The organism is Burkholderia sp. AU15512, from assembly GCF_002223325.1.
GTDB lineage: Bacteria > Pseudomonadota > Gammaproteobacteria > Burkholderiales > Burkholderiaceae > Burkholderia.
Genome location: NZ_NKEX01000006.1, coordinates 641640 through 663117 on the forward strand (window position 1 = coordinate 641640; position 21478 = coordinate 663117).

The following is a 21478-nucleotide window of genomic DNA, read 5'->3' on the forward strand; positions in this document are numbered from 1 at the left end:
CGCGGTGCGCGGCCGGTCCCATCGATTTTCAATTCAACACAAGACGCTACCGATGGATATCAGTTTCTTCGATCCGAATCGCACCGCCAACGCGTCCGCGTGGCGCGTGCTGCCCAACCGCTGGGACGTGGTCGCGTTTCCGCTGATCATCGGCATACTCGCGATGGCGATCGTCGGCTTCCACCAGACGATGGCGCCGATCGGCGTGCTGCAGACGCAGAAGATCTCGCTCGACCCGTCGAACCTGCCCGAATACGCGTTGCGCACCACGCTGCGGATGCTTGCCGCGATGGTTGCGTCGCTCGTGTTCACGCTCGTCTACGGCACGCTCGCCGCGAAAAGCCGCCGCGCGGGCATGGTGCTGATCCCGATCCTCGACATCCTGCAGTCGGTGCCGGTGCTCGGCTATATTTCGTTTACCGTCACGTTCTTCCTCGCGCTGTTTCCGGGCCGCGTGCTCGGTGCGGAGCTGGCTGCGATCTTCGCGATCTTCACGAGCCAGGCGTGGAACATGACGTTCAGCTTCTACCAGTCGCTGCGCACGGTGCCGCGCGACCTGAGCGAAGTGTCGCGCGGCTTTCACTTGACGCCGTGGCAACGCTTCTGGAAGCTCGAGGTGCCGTTCTCGATGCCGGGCCTGATCTGGAACATGATGATGTCGATGTCGGGCGGCTGGTTCTTCGTCGTCGCATCGGAGGCGATCACCGTCGGCAACCAGACCATCACGCTGCCGGGCATCGGTGCGTATCTCGCGCAGGCGATCTCCGACAAGAATCTCGGCGCGGTGGGCTGGGTGATCGTCGCGATGTCGGTCGTGATCCTCGCCTATGACCAGTTCCTGTTCCGCCCGCTGGTCGCGTGGGCCGACAAGTTCCGGATGGAAAACACCGCGTCGGGCGACGCACCGCAATCCTGGCTGCTCGACATGATGCGCCGTACGCACCTGATCCATCAGCTGCTCGTGCCGGCCGGCTGGCTGCTGTCGCAGGCCGCGCGGATTCCGCTGCGCTTTCCGGCGCTGAAAAGCGCGCGTACGCGCGGCGCATCGTCGCGCGGCGCGTCGCGCATCGGCGACATCGTGTGGGGCGCATTCGTGATCCTGCTGACGGCGTACGTCGTGTGGCGTGTCGTCACGTTCGTCGCGACCGGCGTGACGATCGGCGAAGTCGGGCACGTGGTCGTGCTCGGTCTCATCACGCTGCTGCGCGTGCTGGTGCTGATCGCGATCGCGTCGGTGATCTGGGTGCCGCTCGGCGTGCTGATCGGCCTGCGCCCCGCGCTAGCGGAGAAGATCCAGCCGCTCGCGCAGTTCCTCGCGGCGTTCCCGGCGAACCTGCTGTTCCCGGTGTTCGTGATCGTGATCGTCCACTTCCATCTGAACGCGGACATCTGGTTGTCGCCGCTGATCGTGCTCGGCACGCAGTGGTACATCCTCTTCAACGTGATCGCCGGCGCGATGTCCTATCCGAACGACTACAAGGAAGCGACGAAGAACTTCCGCATCCGCGGCTGGCAGTGGTGGCGGCAAGCGATCCTGCCCGGCATCTTCCCGTACTACGTGACGGGCGCCATCACCGCATCGGGCGGCGCGTGGAACGCGAGCATCGTCTCCGAGTTCGTGCAGTGGGGCGACACGAAGGTCGTGGCTCACGGCCTGGGTTCGTATATCGCGCAGACCACCGCCGCCGGCGATTTCCCGAAGATCATCCTGGGCATCGCCGTGATGTCCCTGTTCGTTACCCTGTTCAACCGTCTGTTGTGGCGTCCGATGTACGCCTATGCGGAATCCCGGCTCCGTCTCGATTGAGAGTAAGCGCGATGCAAAATTCGACCGTTATCAACGCCCCCGCCAAGACGTCCCAGCCGCTGCAGCCGCCGCGCCTCGGTGACGAAATCCTGCGCGTCGAGCACGTGAACCGCGGTTTCAACAAGTCGCAGGGCGAATTGCTCGTGCTCGACGATGCGAACCTGTCGCTGCGCGAAGGCGAGATCGTCGGGCTGCTCGGCCGTTCCGGCTCGGGCAAGTCGACGCTGCTTCGCATCATCGCCGGGCTGATCGAGCCGACCGGCGGCGAGGTGACCTATCTCGGCCAGCCGCTGCGCGGGCCGGCCGAAGGCGTCGCGATGGTGTTCCAGACCTTCGCGCTGTTCCCGTGGCTCACCGTGCTGCAGAACGTGGAAGCCGGCCTCGAGGCGCTTGGCGTCGGCGCCCGCGAGCGGCGCGAGCGTGCGCTGGCCGCGATCGACCTGATCGGTCTCGACGGCTTCGAGAACGCATACCCGCGCGAGCTGTCGGGCGGCATGCGCCAGCGCGTGGGCTTTGCGCGCGCGCTCGTCGTCGATCCGACCATCCTGCTGATGGACGAGCCGTTCTCCGCGCTCGACGTGCTGACGGCCGAGACGCTGCGTACCGACCTGCTCGATCTGTGGACGCAGGGCCGCATGCCGATCAAGTCGGTGCTGATCGTCACGCACAATATCGAGGAAGCGGTGTTCATGTGCGACCGGATCCTCGTGCTGTCGTCGAACCCGGGCCGTGTGATCGCCGAGATCAAGGTGCCGTTCAAGCATCCGCGCAACCGTCTCGACACCGATTTCCGCAAGCTCGTCGACGACATCTACGCGAAGATGACGGCCCGCCAGACCGGCGAGGCGACGAAGAAGGGGCTGGAGCTCGGCAGCTGGATGCCGCGCGTGTCGACCAACCTGATGGCCGGCCTGATCGAAACGCTCGCGATGGCGCCGTACCACGGCCGCGCGGACATGCCGGAAATCGCGCGCACGCTGCATCTGGAAGTCGACGAACTGTTCCCGATCGCCGAAGTGCTGCAGCACCTCGGCTTCGCGGACGTGCGCGAAGGGGACGTGTTCCTCACGCCGCCTGCCCGCGTGTTCGCGGAATTCGGCACGCAGGAGCGCAAGCTGATGTTCGCGGATCATTTGCTGAAGCACGTGCCGCTCGCGGCGCGGATTCGGAAGGTGTTGAACGAGCGCCCGGGCCATCGGGCGCCGCGGGTGCGCTTCGAGCAGGAACTGGAGGATTTCCTGTCGGACGAAGCTGCTGAGGAAACGCTCGATGCGGTGATCGACTGGGGGCGTTACGGGGAAGTGTTCTCGTACAACGACAAGACGGAGGTGTTCAGTCTCGAGGATGTCGAGAGCTGATCGTCACGAAGTAGATTCATAGGGTGCGACATCCGTCCGTCGTTGATGTCGCACCCCGGTCGGAACATGCTGCATAGCCGGCAGCGTCACCGACGAGTCGGGCCGTTACGGTTCCGGCCAGCCCATCGAAGAGCGATCCGACCAGATCGGCGACGAACCGGGCCTCATTCCGGCATTGGTGCAACACCATGTCGCGCCATTCTCCGACCGCACTGCCGGTCCGACGGCCCCGATAAGTCATGTCAAAAAATAGAAAAATCTAATCGCCACTATCGCGTGACAATTTTCTACATTGTTCGATTCGACCGTTTCCGTTAAAAAATGAATTCATGATGTTCGGAAGTAATCGGGTCGGAATGATGTTTCGTCGGGTTCTGAAAGATCGATCATTCACTTGATGTTTTCTGGGTTCTGATTTGGCACGATGGGGGTGATGCTGGGCGTGGTGGTCGTGAACCCTTGCGCTTCGTGGGTTCGGGCATGTTTTTCATCCGGCGATTGGAATCTCTCCATATCTTGATAAGAAAGGTGTCGGGGTGATTTTTGATGGCGAAAATAAAAATATTTTAAATAAATCGATGTGACTATATTTTGCTGTGCCGTAAGGCATGGCGGATTATCGGATCCGTGGCAGTGCGTGTTCATTCCCATGAACATATGTTTCACTCGAGAGAGTGTAGTGGCACTACGTCCCTGAATGCATGCGTGAATGGACGGACGTGCCGGCGTATAACCTCTCGTTCAACAGCAGCCATGCCAACCATTCAGGATGTGCTGAAACACCCCGGTTCGGTCGTTACCCAACCGCTGCGTCTGGAGATCGCGACGCTGGATGCGCCGATCTCCGTTGTGTCCTTCGTCCTGACCGAGGAAATGAATACGCGATTCCTCGCGGACATCACCGTGACGTCGAAGGACAAGCGGATCGACGGTGCGGCGATCGTCGGTCGGCCAGCGATCTTCACGATCGAGGAACACGCGTCCGTGCCGTCGATGGCGGGGATGATCGCTCCGGTTCAGCATGCGGCGCGTACCGTGCACGGTGTCGTAACGCAGTGGACTCGAGTCAACGCGTCTCGCGACGAGGCGACCTATCGATTGCACCTGAAGCCGCGTCTCTCGCTGCTTGAAGAGGTGCACGATTCGGCCGTATTTCTGGACAGGTCGTTGCACGAGCTGCTGGCCGACGTGATCGTCGATCGCAGTTTGTTCCAATCCTTCGATGTCGAGTTCGAACTCGAGGGGCTCGACGGGAAGTTGGAACAAACCGTGATGTACGAGGAGACGGTCGCGAACTTTATCGACCGGCATTGCCGGCGCGCGGGCGTCTACTACTACTTCAAGCAGGCCAGGAAGGAGGACGGCCCGCAACGCGACACGTTGGTGTTCAGCAATACGCCGCGCGGCTACATGCGAGCGCTCGAGGTGCCATTGCTGCCGCATTCCGGTCTGGTGAGCTGGCACGACGCGATTCTGACGCTGGAAGTCGCGCGCGCTCTGGTGCCACAGACGGTGCGCGAATGGGATCACAACTACCGCATACCCGACGATCCGCTGCAGGTCGAAGCGGTCGTGGCCCACGACGACCGCTCGGTGTATGGGAGCGTGAACCGCAGCATCGAGCATTTCCACTCGGTCGAAGAAGGGCAGGCGCTGGCCGACGCGCGGCGTGACGAACTGCTCACGCGGCAGATGCGGCTAGCGGGTACGAGCAACGTCATTGGCATGACGCCCGGCATGGTGGTGCGGATTGCCAATGACGTGGTGCCGGAGGCGCCGCACGGGATGGTGATCACGAGGCTCGTCACGACCGGCAGCCGCAGCCAGTCGGTAATCAACACCTTCGAAGCGATTCCCGCGCACCAGACCTATCGGCCGGAATATGTTCCGGAAAAGCACTGGCGATGGGTCACCGGCATGCTGATCGGCGTGGTCGAATCCAGCGACGACGAGCCGTACGCGTGGATGGATGAATACGGCCGCTATCGCGTCAGGCTCCTGTTCACCCGGCACAGCGGCAAGCGCGGCACGAACAGCATGCCGTTGCGCCTGCTGCGTACGTCTGCGTCGTATCGAGGCGGCCTGCACATCCCTCTGCTGCCGCGGTCGGAAGTACGCGTCGTCGCGACGCACGGAAATTGCGATCGCCTGCTTATCGCTGGGGCCCTGCATGACTATGCGCATCGGGACCTCGTGCATGGCAAGGAGGGCTGGTACAGCCGCGCTGTGTTCCGCTCCCCGCTGCTCGGCAACAAGCTGCGTTTCGAGGATTTGAAAGACCACGAGGGCATCCGCCTGGCGACGGTGTTCGGGCAGTCGTCGCTCAACATGGGTTGTCTCGTCGACAGTGAGAAGAACAAGCGCGGCGAGGGCTTCGAGCTGACCACGCAGGACTGGGGCACGCTGCGTGCGCCGAAGGGGTTGTTCGTCTCGGCAGATGCAGCAGGCGGGTCCGGGAAGCCGCACCTCGATATGCCCGCTGCTGTCGCGCAACTCAAGGCTGCATTGCAGCGTGTAACGGACCTTGCGGCTGCGGCGACGCAGGTCAAGGCCGATCCTGCAGACCGCGCGACGCAGGCGGCGCTGTTGGACGGCCTGAATCAGCTCCGCGACGCGGGGTTGCTCGCGAGTGCACCCGGCGGCATGGCATTCGTGACACCGAAATCGGTGCAGCACTCGGCGGGCGAGAACGTGATCGTCACCGCAGGTCAGGAACTGGACGTGAGCGTCGTCAGGCGGCTGCGCATGATGGCGGGTGACCTGATCTCGCTGTGCGCGCACAAGCTCGGCATCAAGATTTTTTCGAAAGGGAAAATCGAGCTTCAGGCGCAACGCGCGTCGATGGATCTCTTCGCCGACGAGCAATTGCATGTGTCGAGCGCCAGCGCGAATGTGCTGGTGAGCGCCGAGACTGGGGCGATGGTGGCCAGCGGCGGCGCGTCGATGACCATCGAGAACGGCAATGTCGTCTTCAATTGTCCGGGTGAATTTCGTATCAGGGCCGCCTCGTTCGTGTTCGAAGGGCCGCGCCATACGTCCGTCAGCTTGCCGCAACTGCCGGTGAGCGACTACCAGCCCAGCGACAAATACAGCCACACACGATAACGATCATGATTATCAGCCCACCATTTCTTCCCAAAGCCGGTCTCGTGGCCCCGACCGGGGCGAACCCCGATCCGATGATGGACGCTGTAGACAAGTTCGAAGGTGATCACGGCATCTATCCGATCGCCCACGATCGGCGCTGGCATTGTGGCATGCATCTTCAGTCCGATACGAAAGGAGAGGTGCACGCGATTGCTGACGGGGAAGTCGTTGCCTATCGCGTCTGCCAGCATGCCGTTGACAGCGGCAAGAGCCATACGGGATTTGTGTTGCTGAAGCATACGACCGAGACGGGTGAAGGTCGTACCTTGATCTTCTACTCACTTTATATGCATCTGCTGCCGCTCGTGGAATATAGGAAGCGCGGTGCGGACAAAGAGCGTTTGCCGGAATTCCTGCGCATGCCGACTGGCCCGGTGAGCAAGGGGCAGGTGACGCCGGCTGTCTCGGGAGAGGGCAACAAGGTTCGGCGCAAGGATGTGCTCGGATGGCTCGGCCAGTACGAACGCATGCCGCATTTGCATTTCGAAATCTTCATGCTGCCGGAAGACTTCGACGCCTACTTCGGGAGCACCCAGCTGGGTAACAGCACACCCACTCCGCCGAACGGAACGGACTGGTGGGGGCATGCATATTTCGTCATTCCGGCAGGCAGCAACTTTCGTCGATTGCCTGAGAAGGTCGATGCTCGCAACAAGTTGCACGGGATTGAATTCAAGCCGGGTCAAGAGGGCTCGAACACGTTGCCGTTGCTTGTCGAAACCTACTTCGGCCTCGGCTCGAAATACACCAATGTCTGGAGCGTTGCGGAAGACGGCAGCCGCACACTGCTCACGCCGCAACCCGTCGAGGAAAAGGACTACGAGTACGACCTGTACAAGCGTGCGACGGCGCTTTATTCGTCATGTCCGAGCGACGGCTACGAACTGCTGCGTTTCGGTCGCATCCTGTTTCCGTCTCAAACATTGGCGGCAGACGCGCGCGCCACGTGGATGCAGGTCAATTGGGCGGCAGATAAGGCGGGCTACATCGATATCAATGATCCAGGCATCCAAAAGTTCTCCGATGCGGACTTCCTGTCATTGATGGGCTGGCAAAAAATCACTGAGGGTAATACGCCATTCGACAGTGACGGAATGTGTGATGTGGATGCGCTGAGGGAAATACTGAACGATGCCGCTCCGCACGAGGTAGCCGCGGTGACGGATGAAACGCCGGAAATTCACAAGGAGAGAGTGCTCTGGGCCTATGTAAAAGACTACACCCAGGTACGGCAACAGCTACGCGGGTTCGTCTGCAACGCGCCGAGTGAATGGGACAGTACAAACAACGAGGAGCGCTATGCGAGGCTGCTTGACGAGGGCGGTTTCTATCACGGGAATGACAAGGGCTACAACGATTTCATGAAGTATCTGAAGGAGGTTCAGTTTTGGGACAAAACGGGGCTTCCGGCAGGGCGGGGGCTGTGGTTTTTTCATCCGTTGGCGTTTATTCGACATTTCAGAAAATGCGGGTGGATTGATAGTGGTGAGTTCAAAAATATCTATGCGGATAGTCGCTATGCCCGGAATCAACAGCCATCCCCAAGTCAATTGCGTGATACTTATTTGGGTCCGTTAAATAAGGCGACGAGAAAGTATGGGTTGACATCGCTAATCCGATTGGCGCATTTTATTGGTCAAGGTGCCGTTGAGAGTGAATGCTTGGCGTCTATGCAGGAAACAAGCATGCTCGGTGAACTTAAGGGTGGAAGATTTTACGGAAAGGTTATCAATCCAGCATCGAAAATACTGGAGTCGACATTGGGACATTGGTACGGTCAGAATTCCGGTGAGGATGACGCCTGGTACCGGTCGGAAAAATTTAACAGTCACGGTACACGCATCACAAGCTCATACGACTGGCGAAATGGTAATTGTGATCGCGACGACTCACAGAAATTCCGGGGAAGAGGTTTCAAGCAATTGACCGGGAGAAGTAATTATGCAAATTACTGGTTATTCAGGGGATGGATTTCAAGCTCATCCTTTACTGAATCGTGGTGGACCGATCCGGCATTTCGCGCTCGGAATCGCGGTGGTATGAGGAAGATTCCAGCAGTAATTGATGCGCCTCACGATGTTGCTCTTCCTGATAATAGTATGGATAGTGGGGGGTTCTACATGAGATTTGAGCGGCCGGAAGTTGTCAAGAATATCGATCGTGACTTCCCAGGCGTGATTACTTCAGAAGCCGGTCGGCAAAGAGAGCAGATGATATCGCGCGACGTTACGTATGCAATTAACGGTGGTTATACGGAATGGGAGCGACGTCTTGCATTCACGCGTTTTGTTAAGAGTGTAATTTATTGATGGCATGGTGATGTATAAATTCTGGAGAAATTTGCTCCTGCTGGTGTCGATTTTTATTGCGAAGGGCGGATATGCAGGTGGTGCCTATGAAGTTGTCGGAGTCTCACTGAAAATAGGCGATTCGAAAATATGCTCACTCGATAGAGAGTCACGCTATGCGGTTGAGAGTTTCGACAAATCAGCAATCATGCTTTCCGAGACAACTTATGTTGATAAGCGTCAGCTGGATCATTGTCGGATGGGGGGCGTGGTGCATGTTCTTTCAATCCCATCGAATGTTGGCACACTATCGGATATTAATGTTTCGAAAGGAATTTACGTTGCGCTTGATTTTGTAGACGTGCTGCCGACTGCATATTTGGCCACTGTTGCTCGTGTCGGAACTTCAAAAAATCTCGTATCGGTAAAGGGCGCATATATTGCTGGCAGAAAAATCGGTGAACTGAGGGGGGCGGCTTTCAGCAGTGCCGGCAGCGCAGGAGCCTCGATCATTTCTCCTGATGGACGCTATGTGGCGCCAACTGGGGAGATGGATTGTTCACCAACTTCCTACCCGGGGGTATGGGACATAAAATATAACCGACGTGCTGTAATGGGGGAGGATGCTTGTGTGGAACTTTTTAAAAAATGAAGAGGGTCTATAGTTTTTGAGGTTTGCATTATGGGCCCGACAGGGGGGGGCGATTCATTGACGCGTCAGACTTCATGTGTTTATGGGGACTTTTCAAATTTCATCAATGGCGCGAGGGGGTATTTGATGGAATTGAATGTTGTGTATGTAGTGCGATTTTTTTTATTGATTTTTTCGCTATCGCTATTTTTCCTTGCATCACAAGCGATTGCAGTGGGTGTTCCTGTTGCCATTCAGGCAGAAATAGAGGTTCGTGTTGGTGATGTCAATAAACTGCGGTTGCCCATTATTGATGTCGGGCCGGTAATGGAGGGTGCGTATATTTATTTTGTTGAAAATAAATCTCATGGCCCTGGTTATGTTGAAGATGGTAGGCCTTATGTGCTTGATGCACATATATCATTTTATGATGCGAAATATGTTTGGCATGATGTTTTATTTGATCGTTATGTGAAGGATGATGGTGCTCCTGAGATTTCTGCAGTGTTTTTTGCGAATGTGGGTCGCGACAAAAGCAGTGCAGAAGTTGTTGTTCTGGTGCGTACACCTCTTAATCATTACGATTACGGAGGGGATTATTACGACGGCTATGTCTACAAGCTGACTGGTGATCCTCGAACGGGAGTTGTCTTTGTTGGGCTGCAGCGTGATGCCAGTGCACCTTTCTTGGATCAATGTGAGTGTAGTTTCCGAGATGGGCGATCAACACGCGCGCGTTATAAAAATACTGAATCTATTCGAAAGGCTCTTCAAGAAAAATATCCAACCTCCCCGTCGCGAAGGAAGTGATTTTTATGGATAAGGTTGATTGTATTATGCCCGGATGTCGTCGAAGATCACGGTTATCATATCCTTTTTCTGTCCATAACCGGTTTCGTCGCTGACACCGAGACGAACGTCGGTCCGATGATGGATGTGGTGGAAAAGTAATCCACGCTGGCACGGTGGCGTGCATCATCAGTCTGGGTGCGAAAGGCGAGGTGTGTACGCGAGCGGAGAATTGTAAAAATATTAATTTTCTTGAAATGACGAGTGTAAATATTGTCGCATTTGCGATTGCGGTCGGATTGCCTTGGGGCGGGTTTCCTTTGCGTGCAAGAGCTGTCAGGGAGGGCATGGCTGTTATGATGCTTGCGACATCACCTTTCTTGCATGCAGCAAATATATCTAAAACTTTCTCTCCATATCCGGGCACAGTGGCCATGATCAGTATTGATGGCAGGAATTTGGTTTGGAGCTTGACAGGGGGAAACGCGGGTGGGCGAGGGGGAGTAAGTTTCGATACGGAAAAGCCACTGAGCCTCGAAATCGGGAGCTATGACTTTAGTGGGCGGCTCGGCTTTTTGGTGTCGTATATAGACGATGGAATGGGCGTGTATGAGATTTCAAGAGTTTTCACATTCTCTCCGTCGTCATATGTTTTTGTGGAGAGATTCCCGTCGTGTGGGGATGAGTTTGTCAACCTCAAAGTGGATGGAAGGAGTCATCTCCTAATCAGCACTTACTGGGATAAAAATATCCCAAAAAGATGTATCACACGATTGTCAGTTGAAAAATGATGGGTAACCTTTGAGCGGCGACATGAATAGAAAATCACCCATTCGCCAAGGCGACAAACTCGAACACGGTGGCGAAGTCACCGGTGGCTCACCATGGACGACATTCATGGGTATGCCGCTTGCCCGCAAGGGCGACCAGGCGACTTGCGATCAGCATGGCCCAACCTTCATCGACGAAGGCGCCAACAAGTTTCCCGATCGCGACAACAAGCCATTCGCGCTGGACGGCCATCGCTGCGCGTGCGGTTGTCGATTGATCTCGTCGCTGCCGAACGTCCACTTCGAATAATGCCCGTCGACCTCTCTCAGGCGGGGCTCCCGAACGCCTATCCGAGTCGCCCGCGCTTCTGGCCGTGGTGGTTCTGCGTCTGGTTGGCCTGCGCGGTGCTCGGAGCGGCCACCACTCTGCTGATTTGGCCAAAGGGTGAGCGGGCGGGCGGCCCATGGTTCTGGATCTGCGTTGTCGGTATCCCGAACGGATTTTTCGGCTTTCTGTTCGCGCTCGAGCGCGCTCGCTATGAGGCTATGTGGTACCGCGCATACCACCGCAACCTCTATCGCGACCGATGGCTGGCGGAGCGCATCCGTGTCGCGCAGCAGCCGCTTCGGGTGCTGGGCGTCGGCTATTGCTTGCCCTTGAACGACCAGACGCTTGCACAGGCGATCGATGCGGGGGTGCGTTTGCCGCGACAGCAGCAGCCCCGTTTGGGCGCGGGTGTCGTTGAGCATTGCCGCTTTGACGACCCGTTGGAACTATCCGACGAAGCCGACGTGGCCGACCCGACCGAGGGGAGCGACGCCGTAGCGGATACGCCTCCAAAGCGACCCGTTACCCAGCTCACACTCAGGATCGCCGAAGCGCTCGAACCGCTTGCTGGGAGCCTCCACGTACTCACGCACTACGAAGCCGCTCACTGGCCAAAAGTGCGCGTACTGGCTGAACCAGGCGAAGAAGCCTTGCGTGAGGACGAGGTGCGCGATGCGCTGCAATTGGTTGGTCTGCCGCCTCTCACTGTGCAGCCCATACCCGCTTCGGACGGATTGCTGTTGGCGGACGCATGGCTCGACACCCGCAACGCATGCCCGCTGCTCGTAATCGCTACGGCATGGCATGACGAAAGGCCACCGACCGGCAGCACGGAGGGATGCGTCGCGATACTGCTCGACGCCGGCTTTTACGCTCTACCCGAAGGTGTACACGCGATGGCGACCCTGCATCGCCCCGTCGAGGGCAACGCCGACGAAATCGAATACGGTTTCGCTAATGCCGTGATCTGGGGCAAATCAGATGTCACTGCCGTGGCGCGTGCCTGGGTCACCCGTGCCGTCAAGCGTTGCAATCAGGGGCTGCGCATCGCGAACCTTGAGGTACTTGCGAACAGCGAGGCCCAATGTGATCTCGCCTACATCGTGGGCGATTTTGGCAGTGCGAGCGGATGGCTGTCCGTCGCAGCCGCTACCGAATGTGGTGCTGTGGATGCGCCACAGCTGATCATCGATGGTGAGCAGTCCGCCGTCATTCATGTGCTTCCCGGTCCACGCGGGAAGGATTCTTCATTGCCTGGACACGCTCAGCATGACCGATCCGAAACTGACCTTGCGATCGCTTGACGCAGCACCCGCTGCAGCGTCTGCGCCCTCCGGACGCATCGCACTCTGGGGCGTGGTTGTCGCTGCGCTGATTGTCGCGGCGTGCGCAATTGGCCTCGTATGGAGCCGGGGCGACCTGTTCGATCTCGCGCCCGGTGTGGCACGTATGCAAGTGGTGATCGTCATCGTCATCGCGCTGATTGTCTTCGTCGCCGTACATCTTTGCCTGTTTTTTATCGGTGCATACACCATTGCCGGACGGACGTTTCGCAGGGATATCGGCGACGCGACGAAGGCGCAGAAGTCGTTGAAATTCGACGTCCGTCTGCAACGCGTGGCCGAGGAACTGCGCGCCTCGCGGGGCAGGCTCTGGCGATACCGATCACCGTGGCTGATGGTGAGCGGCGCGGATACATTGATCGACCAGGTCGCACCGGGCCTGAAGCGAGCGGGTGCGATACCCATCGGCAACGCGATTCTCGTGCACGTGGCACCGGACGGCATCGAGGCTGGCGCATGGCGCCGACAAATCCGTAAGCTGCGGCGCCGGCGGCCGGTCGACAGCATTGTGCAGGTTACGCATTCGGACGATCGCGATACCGAACTGCCGCGCACACTCGCCGCGCTTGTGACCGACATCGGCTGCGCCGCGCCTGTCACGCTCCTGCACGCAGTGCCCACGCAGGGAGATCGACCCGAAACGTTCGAGGCGATCGGTGCATTTCCCGGGCTGGCATACAAGGGTGGGCAGCCGGCGTCGGCATTAGGCGATCAGCTTGCCGAGATCGAGCGTGGGACGGCGGATGCAGGCGTTCGCCTGTGTACAGCGCCTACACGCATCACCTGCCTAGCTGAAATCTCACAATACATCGGGAAGCAGCACGAAGATATCGTCGCCAGCTGGCAAACGCTCCTGGGTTCACCCTGGCTGCGCACACCGCTGGCGGGCGTGATGTTCGCGCCCGTATTTGCGACAACGGCGGCAATGCCGACGCCAGTGCCGGTCACCGTGGACGGGAGCGCGACAGTTCCGAGCGTCCCGATCGAGCTCCCGCCGCAACCGGCCGCTCTGCTGCCAGCATGGCACGCAATCGCCAGTCGGAGGCGCATTGGTCGGCGCGTGGGATTCTACTGGCCGAACGCGCTGGCGACGTGCTTGATCGTTGCGACCATCGCGTGGTGCGCATGGATGTCCGTGTCGTTCATCGCCAACCAGCGGCTCATGCGAGATGCGCGGGCAGCAGCGAGCGCGGCGGTCGACGCGCGGCCCCAGACGGCCGCCGCGTGGCGCGCGCAGCTGGCGCTGCAACAGGTGATGGAAACGCTCGAATACCGGCAGCAGCATGGCGTACCGTGGTACCTGCGGGCGGGTTTGTCGCGTAATGACGATATCCTTGACGGTCTCTGGCAACCGTATCAGGTAGCGGCGACCCGCAACTTGCAGACGCCTGTCGTGCAAACGATCGGCAAGCTGTTGCAGGCCGCGGATCAGGCGCGAGCCGACAGCCTTCAATCGCAGGACACGCGGGGCAGCACCTACAACGCGCTCAAGACCTACCTGATGCTCGGCGATCCGTCGCGGGCCGATTCAGCGTTTCTGAAGCGCTTGCTCGTAGCCCTTTGGCCGCGCCCCGTGGAGATGCCGCTGGGCGAGCGTGACGATACCGGCCGACGGCTCGCAGAGTTTTACGCCGATCACCTGAAAGCGCATCCCCAATGGCGAATTGAGACGGACGATCAACTCGTGACAGCGACTCGCAACATGCTGGTCACGCAGATAGGACTCGCGTCGGCTGACGACACGGTGTATCAGCGCATTCTCGACGACGTCAAGAACAAATATGCCGACGTGTCGCTTGAAACGCTCCTGAATGGCGCCGATGCGCGAGGGATGTTCGTGGCGTCGCAGACCGTACCCGGAATCTATACGCGTGCGGCGTGGGACGGCATGATCGCCACGGCGATCGACAAGGCTGCCGGCGAGCGCCAGCTCAGCAGCGATTGGGTGCTGACCGGCAATCAGCCGCGGCAGACAACTGGTAACCCGCTCGCGCCCGGTGCGATCCAGACCACGACGATCGTGGACGAGAAACGTGCAGGCGAGGAACTGAAGCAGCGATTGACGGCACGCTATTTCGGCGAGTACACGGCCGCATGGCAGCGCATGCTCAACAGTATGCAGTGGCAACCGACGTCCAATCTCAGTGGCGCGATAGAACAGCTTTCTCGACTGGCGGATGCACAGACTTCGCCGTTGATCGCATTGATGAAATCCGTGCAATATCAAGCGCAGGCGGGGCGGCCGTCACAGGCGCTGGCCGATACGCTGGTAAGAAAGGCGCAGAATCTGATCGGGACCGACGAGGACGCGTCGACCGTCGTCTATCCGCTCGACAAGCCGTTTGGACCACTGCTGGTGCTGATGGGCGACACGAATGCGTCACCTGCCGCTGCAAACGGGAAGGGCAGCGCACCAGCCAACATCGCGCTAAGCGGCGTGAGCCTGTCGCGTTACCTGACGGCGGTCACGATGATGCGGCTGAAGCTGCAACAGATCGCGAGCAGTCCTGACGCGCAGGCAATGGCGCGCACGCTCGCGCAGGCAGTGTTCCAAGGCAAGTTGTCGGAATTGTCCCAGGCACGCGATGACGCGGCACTCACTGCCGCAAGCCTGGGTACGGCATGGGCAGGGTTCGGCGATGCGATGTTTGCGCAGCCGCTCGAGTCCGCGTGGCAGACGATCCTGCAACCGGCCGCAGCGAGTCTGAATGACGCTTGGCGAGCGAGTGTTGCAGCGCCATTCAACGCGGCGATGAACGACCGCTATCCATTCTTCGATACGCAGGCCGATGCGTCCTTCGCGGAGCTTGGCCGCTATGTGCGGCCCGATACCGGATCGATTTCGCGTTTCGTCACGACACAGCTGGCTGGCGTGATGAAACTCGAGGGCGACCATTGGGCGCCAAACGAGCTGGCACCGCAGGCGTTGCAGTTCGACCCGAAGTTCCTGAGCGCCCTCCGGCAATTGTCGACGATTGGCGCGCAGCTCTACCTGCAGGGCGACGCGCGGGAAAAATTCGAAGTGATGGCGCTGCCGACACCGAAAGTGACGCGCTCGGAATTGTCGGTCGACGGCAAGCAGATCGTCTATTTCAATCAGCAGGAGCGCTGGACGTCGCTTACGTGGCCCGGCAATGGCCTGAACGGGCACGCTGGGCTCACATGGCAGACGCTCAACGCGGGCTTGCGGCAGGCGTTCGATTCGACTGGAGATTGGGCGTTCCTGCGTCTGCTGAGCAAGGCTGACATCAAGCAGCTTGATAGCACGCGCTATCGGCTCACGTGGAATGGCGGGAACGACGAGCCGCTGTCGTACGTGTTGCGCACGCAGGTCGGTGCCGGGCCGATCGACCTGTTGAAACTACGCGGGTTCCGCATGCCTGAGCGCATTTTCATCGTCGGCAAGGCGGGCGTCGCATCGACGATGCCGCTCCTGCCGCCGCTGCCACCGGATCTCCAGCCATGAGTGAAGACAAAAACAAACCGACGATGCCTGAAGGAGGCGGTTTCAGCGCGGAGGACGACCCGTACCTGCGCTACTTCGATGCGGAGATGCGTTACCTGCGCGAAGCGGGGAGGGAATTTGCGAAATCCCAGCCGCATGTCGCGCGCCGCGTGGGGATGTCGATGCTCGGCGCGCGCCACGACAGTGTGGAGCAGACTTACGAGGGTTTCGCATTCCTCACGAGCCGGCTGCGAATGAAGCTCGACGACGCGCTACCGGAAATCACCGATCCGCTGGTCGATCACCTGTGGCCACATGCCGGCCGCACGATTCCGTCGCTGGCAATCCTCGAGTGTATGCCGCGCACCGGCGAGGCGCGAATTCTCGATACATTGCCGCCGGGGTTGCAGGTACGTTCGACGCCGGTTGGACCGGACGGGACGATATGTGTTTATCGAACCACTCAGGCGATACGCCTGCTGCCGCTCTCCGTTCGCGATGCGGGCGCGCGCATGCGCGAGGACGGTCGTACGGTGATCCGGCTCGTGTTTGACTTGCTGCACCGCGAGCAGCGGTTGCTGGACGACCTGTCGCGTATCCGGCTATACCTGCATGGCGACCGACCGACTGCATCGGCGCTGTACGGCGTTTTCACGCGCCAGGTTGAGTCGATCGGCGTGCGCATGCCGCGCATACTCGACGGCCAGTTGCAACCACGGCCGGCAATGTCTATCGAGGCGGCTGGCTTTGGCACGCAGGCGCGACTGTGGCCGATCGATCTCGACGTGCGCGACGCCAATCTCGACCGCGAGCAGACTATGCTCGAATATTTCGCGTTCCCCGAGAAGTTTCACTTCGTCGACTTGTGCGGTTTCGACGCGGCCAGTGTGCCACCTGGCGAAACGCGCCTTGAATTCGATATCGTGATCCGGGATCGGATACCTGGTGACGTCACGTTCGGCGCGGACAACATCCGGCTATTCTGCACGCCGGTGATCAATCTGTTCGAACTGGATGCGCAGGCAATCCGGCCCAACGTACACGACCGTGACTATCCGGTGTGCGCCCCGGCGTCAGCGGGCGAGCACGTCGAGCCGTACGACGTACTGTCGGTAGTGGCAAACGATCCACGCACCGCCAGGCAATACACCTATCAGTCGATCAAGGAATTCCGGCACCGGGGCGGGATGATCCGATACGAGTCGCCGGATCGGTACTACCACTCATTGGTTCGGCAGGGCGTGACGGGCCGGCGCGAGATGGTCGTGACGTTGGGCGGGCATCTCTGGGACGAACCCGGCAGCTTGCCGGATGCGTACGTAACGGTTCGGGTGTTGGCAAACAACGGGCGCTTGCCGCGGATGGCGCTGCGTGAATCGATGATCAACACGCCTGCTTCGAATTTCAATGGCGTCGAACGCGTGCGCAATCTGACGGCCCCGACGATGCCGCTGTATCCCCCGCGCGGCGGGGACTATCACTGGCGCGTGATTTCTCACTTCAATGGTGCTGGCACAACCGAGCTGAACATGATGGACGCGAACGTGCTGCGCGGCGCACTGTCGTTGTACGACTGGACGCGACAGGACGATAACCGGCGACGTATCGAGGCGATTCATTACGTCTGGCTCGACGAGGAAACGGAACCGGCAGGCGCGCGTGTCGACCGCATCGTGAATCTGAACGTGGGTATCGAGCCGGCGGGTTTCGCCGGACCGGGCGACGTTGCGCTGTTCGGGGACGTACTCAGCCGCTTCGTAGGCCGCTACGCGAGTTTCCATTTTGCGGTGCGGCTCGTTCTGTATGAAGGTGTGGGTGGGCCGATCCGGCGCTATCCATGCTCGATCAAAACGGGAGATTGGTTGTGACACCACGAACATATCGGATGATGCGAAGCGTTCGTTTGGCGAGCGCCGTTGCGCTTACGGCAGGGGTGTTGGCCGGCTGTGGCACGTGGCAATCGGTGAAGGAGACGACTGTCGACGTGACGCGAGCGATTTTCGTCGCGAAGATCAAGCAGATGAATCTCGTGATCGAGAGCCGTTCCGCACTCAACCAGAACGACCAAGGAGAGTCCCTGCCGGTTGTGATGCGCGTCTATCAGTTAAAGGATGCGAAAGTTTTCGAGCGTGCCGCCTACGTCGAGCTGCTCGACGACGACAGGGTGTTGCTGAGTGCCGATTTGCTCGGCAGTCGGGAGGTCACGCTTGCGCCTGATGCCACGGTGCGGCTGTCCATGCCAATGGAGGATGACGCGCAAATTGTGGGTATAGCAGGGTTCTTTCGTGATCAGGGCGGTGCCGAGTGGCAACTGACGATTCCGAAGTCGCAGTGGAAAAAGACGGACCCCGTCAAGCTGGTCGTGAGGGGCAACCGCATGGAGCTGGTGCCGTGAGCGCAACATCGCGAAGATTGTTGGCGTAACTCAAGAATGTCATGGGGTTGCAGGATTTGATCAAATTCGATGGCGTCGAACGTTGAAACCCATGCTTGAATGGCGATGAGCCCTCACTCCGGCAAATCCCGCTGACTGATATCCGGTTCGCTCCCCCCGGAATTGAGATGCTCGATCTTCTCCATCCGCTGTCTTGCCATTTCCGGCAACTGGTTCGTCACACCGATCACGAGCGCCTCGGCGAGCGCGAGCGCGGGCACGTTGGTCTGCAGCATCGCGAACGGCTGCCCCCGGATCCGCAGCACGATCTCCGCGAACTCGCCGATCGGCGAGTGCCATTCGTCCGTGATCAGCAGCACACGCGTACCAAGCCGATGCGCGGCTTGCGCGAACCGAATACTGTCCCGCTGATAACGGCGAAAATCGAAAATAACGAGCACGTCACCGGCCCCCATGTCCGCCAGCGCGACCGACGCGAGGTTCACATTCGGTTCGACATACTGAACATGTGGCCGCGCATACGCGAGGGTGAACGAAAACAGCGATGCGAGCGGCGCGGTGTAACGCCCGCCACCGCAAAAGACACGCACATCCGGATTGGCCAGCAGCGCCACCGCGGCGTCGAACGCCGCCGCATCGAGCCCTTCGATCGTGGTCGCCAGCGACTCGGACAGCCGCTGGAAGATTGCCGAATGACTGTCGCGCATGCCCGCGGGCGAGTGGAACGCATCCATCCGCGCGAGTGGCGAATTCATCGCCGTGTCGATCTCGCCGTACAGCGCCTGCTGGAACGACGAGTAATTCGGAAAGCCGATCCGGACGACGAAGCGAAACACGGTCGGATCGCTCACTTCCGCCTGTTTGGCGAAGCTCGCAATCGGCCCGAGCCCGAGGCTCGGATAGCGGTCCAGCAACGCCTGCGCGACCTTCTGTTCCGACGGCGTGAAGCTATCCATCTGGGATAACAGCAACGCCCTGATGCTCGTCCCCATCGGGCACTCCAACTCTCGTATCTGAATAACAAACTGCAGACGGGTGTCTGCCGGCGACTCCACGCATGTTAGCCGATCGACGTCAGGCAGGCCGTGCACGCTCCGAAATTAGAGGGACGCATCGCCCGGTGGACCGGCTCATTCACCATTGTAATAAAACAAACATTGGGAAACGGTCCATTCGGCTGATATTCGTTCTTCGTCTAGTGATAACCCTAGGTTTTGGTGCAAAAAAGTGAGTGCTATGATCGCGGCCTCGCTGGAATGTATTGTTTATTACATGCTCGATTGGCGCGTCGACACACCCCGATGCGGCGTCGCGTTCCGGCATGCCACGGTTTTATTTGTCTGGAGGTTCCCGTCATGAGGCGGCTCGTAGTACTCACCCTGTTGTCGGCCATGAGCGTGTGCGCGTTCGCCGCATCGGACCCCGCGGTCGAAGCGAAGAACGGCATGGTCGTTTCGTCGCAGCATTTCGCGTCGCAGATCGGCGTCGACATCCTGAAGGAAGGCGGTAACGCGGTGGACGCCGCGGTGGCGGTCGGCTACGCGCAGGCCGTGACCAATCCGTGCTGCGGCAACATCGGCGGCGGCGGTTTCATGACCGTCCACCTGGCCGACGGCCGCGACCGCTTCATCAATTTCCGCGAAACCGCGCCGGCCGCGGCTTCCGCGAACATGTATCTCGATGCGAAGGGCAACGTCATTCCTGACGACAGCCTGTACGGCTATCGCGCAGTGGGCGTGCCCGGCACCGTTGCCGGCCTCGATCTCGCGCAGCGCAAGTACGGCAAGCTCACGCGCAAGCAGGTGATGGAGCCGGCGATCCGGCTCGCGCGCGACGGCTTCGTGCTGACGCGTGCCGATACGGACATCCTCGACACGACGATCGACCGCTTCAAGAAGGATCCGGAAGCGGCCCGCATCTTCCTGCGTCCTGACGGCACGCCGCTGCAGCCGGGCGATCGCCTGGTTCAGAAGGACCTGGCGCGCACGCTCGAGCGCATTGCGGAGCAGGGCCCCGACGCGTTCTATCACGGCGAGATTCCGAAGATCGTCGAGGCGGCGGCCAGGAAGGGCGGCGGCCTGATCACGGCGGCCGACTTCGCGTCGTACCGTGCGCAGGACATGGCGCCGCTGACGTGCACGTATCGCGGCTACGAGCTCGTGTCGGCCCCGCCGCCGAGCTCGGGCGGCGTGACGATGTGCGAGACGCTGAACATTCTCGAAGGGTATGACATGCGCAAGCTCGGCTACCATTCGGCCGCGGCGGTGCATTACATGACCGAAGCGATGCGCCACGCATACGAAGATCGCAACACGCTGCTCGGCGACCCGAACTTCATCGACAACCCGGTCGCGAAGCTGACGAGCAAGGACTACGCGGCGCAGATCCGCAAGAGCATCCATTCGGATACGGCGACGCCGTCGGTCGACGTGCAGCCGGGCGTCGGCGTGCACGAGAAGCCCGAGACGACCCACTATTCGATCGTCGACCACGACGGCAACGCGGTATCGACGACCTACACGGTCAACGGCCGCTTCGGCGCCGTGGTCATCGCGCCGGGCACGGGCTTCTTCCTGAACGACGAGATGGACGACTTCACCGTGAAGGTCGGCGCGCAGAACCTGTTCGGTCTCGTGCAGGGCACGCGCAACTCGATCGCGCCGGGCAAGCGACCGCTGTCGTCGATGGCGCCGACCATCGTGAAGAAGGACGGCAAGGTGTTCATGGTGGTCGGCTCGCCGGGCGGCTCGCGCATCATCACGATCACGCTGCAGACGGTGCTGAACGTGATCGACTACGGGATGACGCCGCAGGACGCGGTCACCGCGCCGCGCATCCACCACCAGTGGCTGCCCGACGAGGTCTATTACGAAACCTACGGCCTGTCGCCCGACACGCTCGCGATCCTGCGCAACATGGGCTACAAGATGGTCGAACAGACGCCGTGGGGCGCCGCCGAGCTGATCATGGTCGGCCTGCCGGGCACCGAAGCGGCGAGCCGTCAGAGTTCCGGGAACGATTCGTCGGTGTCCGGGAACGTGCGGGTCGGCTTCATCTACGGGTACAACGACCCGCGCCGTCCGGCCGGCTCGGCAATCGGCTACTGACCCGAGCCGACCTGATCGCATCATGCTGAATCGCTGCTCCGCAACGGCGCTCGCCCTCGCGCGAATGCCG

Annotated in this window: 15 protein-coding genes; 13 read left to right on the top strand and 2 right to left on the bottom strand. The window is 60.0% G+C overall.

Going from position 1 to position 21478, the window contains the following annotated elements:
- Positions 1-52 precede the first annotated feature (52 nt).
- Positions 53-1807 carry an ABC transporter permease gene (locus CFB43_RS22285; RefSeq protein WP_089496595.1) on the top strand — a complete coding sequence of 585 codons (1755 nt, stop codon included), beginning with the start codon at positions 53-55 and terminating at the stop codon, positions 1805-1807.
- Positions 1808-1818: 11 nt separating this feature from the next.
- Complete coding sequence (locus CFB43_RS22290; protein ID WP_089442051.1) at positions 1819-3165, top strand: ABC transporter ATP-binding protein; 1347 nt, start codon at positions 1819-1821, stop codon at positions 3163-3165.
- A gap of 390 nt (positions 3166-3555) precedes the next feature.
- On the opposite strand, the gene CFB43_RS37915 is transcribed toward CFB43_RS22290, so the two are convergent.
- Positions 3556-3816, bottom strand: coding sequence for a hypothetical protein (locus CFB43_RS37915; RefSeq protein WP_144023094.1), 261 nt, complete (start codon positions 3814-3816; stop codon positions 3556-3558).
- A gap of 102 nt (positions 3817-3918) precedes the next feature.
- Between CFB43_RS37915 and CFB43_RS22295 the strand changes: the two genes are divergently transcribed.
- The 10 genes from CFB43_RS22295 to tssJ all read left to right on the top strand — a co-directional run bounded on the left by CFB43_RS22295 (position 3919) and on the right by tssJ (position 18301).
- A complete protein-coding gene (locus CFB43_RS22295) occupies positions 3919-6270 on the top strand; it encodes a type VI secretion system Vgr family protein (RefSeq protein WP_089496596.1) in 2352 nt (783 codons plus the stop codon).
- A 5-nt stretch (positions 6271-6275) separates the two neighbouring features.
- Positions 6276-8621, top strand: coding sequence for a M23 family metallopeptidase (locus CFB43_RS22300; protein WP_089496597.1), 2346 nt, complete (start codon positions 6276-6278; stop codon positions 8619-8621).
- Positions 8622-8631: 10 nt separating this feature from the next.
- Positions 8632-9252 (top strand): hypothetical protein, encoded by a 621-nt coding sequence (locus CFB43_RS37920; RefSeq protein ID WP_144023095.1) that lies wholly within the window; start codon positions 8632-8634, stop codon positions 9250-9252.
- 126 nt (positions 9253-9378) lie between these two features.
- The gene (locus CFB43_RS22305) at positions 9379-10041 is read left to right on the top strand and encodes a hypothetical protein (protein ID WP_089496598.1); all 663 of its coding nucleotides are present in this window, start codon (positions 9379-9381) and stop codon (positions 10039-10041) included.
- 155 nt (positions 10042-10196) lie between these two features.
- Positions 10197-10811, top strand: coding sequence for a hypothetical protein (locus tag CFB43_RS37925; RefSeq protein ID WP_144023096.1), 615 nt, complete (start codon positions 10197-10199; stop codon positions 10809-10811).
- A 22-nt stretch (positions 10812-10833) separates the two neighbouring features.
- On the top strand, positions 10834-11100 hold the full coding sequence (locus CFB43_RS22310) for a PAAR domain-containing protein (protein WP_089498103.1): 267 nt from the start codon (positions 10834-10836) through the stop codon (positions 11098-11100).
- Positions 11100-12422 (top strand): hypothetical protein, encoded by a 1323-nt coding sequence (locus tag CFB43_RS22315; protein WP_089496599.1) that lies wholly within the window; start codon positions 11100-11102, stop codon positions 12420-12422. Before CFB43_RS22310 ends, CFB43_RS22315 begins: the two co-directional genes overlap by 1 nt.
- A complete protein-coding gene (locus CFB43_RS22320; protein WP_089496600.1) occupies positions 12388-15927 on the top strand; it encodes an ImcF-related family protein in 3540 nt (1179 codons plus the stop codon). The genes CFB43_RS22315 and CFB43_RS22320 overlap by 35 nt, the downstream gene beginning before the upstream one ends.
- Positions 15924-17774 (top strand): type VI secretion system baseplate subunit TssF, encoded by a 1851-nt coding sequence (tssF, locus tag CFB43_RS22325; protein ID WP_089496601.1) that lies wholly within the window; start codon positions 15924-15926, stop codon positions 17772-17774. Before CFB43_RS22320 ends, tssF begins: the two co-directional genes overlap by 4 nt.
- Complete coding sequence (gene tssJ / locus CFB43_RS22330; RefSeq protein ID WP_256990108.1) at positions 17744-18301, top strand: type VI secretion system lipoprotein TssJ; 558 nt, start codon at positions 17744-17746, stop codon at positions 18299-18301. Before tssF ends, tssJ begins: the two co-directional genes overlap by 31 nt.
- A gap of 113 nt (positions 18302-18414) precedes the next feature.
- Here the strand turns inward: tssJ and CFB43_RS22335 are convergent, their stop codons facing one another.
- The gene (locus CFB43_RS22335; RefSeq protein WP_089496603.1) at positions 18415-19293 is read right to left on the bottom strand and encodes a MurR/RpiR family transcriptional regulator; all 879 of its coding nucleotides are present in this window, start codon (positions 19291-19293) and stop codon (positions 18415-18417) included.
- Positions 19294-19656: 363 nt separating this feature from the next.
- Here CFB43_RS22335 and ggt point away from each other — a divergent pair, with 363 nt between their 5' ends.
- A complete protein-coding gene (gene ggt, locus CFB43_RS22340; protein WP_089442071.1) occupies positions 19657-21408 on the top strand; it encodes a gamma-glutamyltransferase in 1752 nt (583 codons plus the stop codon).
- Positions 21409-21478 lie beyond the last annotated feature (70 nt).